At 34.3% G+C, this 230-nt stretch carries 1 pseudogene; it reads left to right on the forward strand.

The features are described 5' to 3' along the window. Positions 1 to 230 (forward strand): annotated as a pseudogene (gene nreC / locus ACX6CF_RS27170) (nitrate respiration regulation response regulator NreC); the annotation flags it as partial.

Here is a 230-nt window from a genome sequence, read left to right on the forward strand (position 1 = left end):
TGCAGTAGTAAGAACAGGTTTTTCTATGATATTAAACTTTCAAGAAGATATGGAAGTTGTAGCTACGGCAGCTGATGGAGTAGAAGCGTATCAGAAAGTGATGGAATACAAGCCGGATGTATTAATTATGGATTTAAGTATGCCACCTGGTGAGTCTGGCTTAATTGCTACTAGCAAAATTTCTGAAAGATTTCCTGAAACAAAAATATTAATTTTAACAATGTATGATG

This window comes from Vallitalea sediminicola (genome assembly GCF_054408565.1).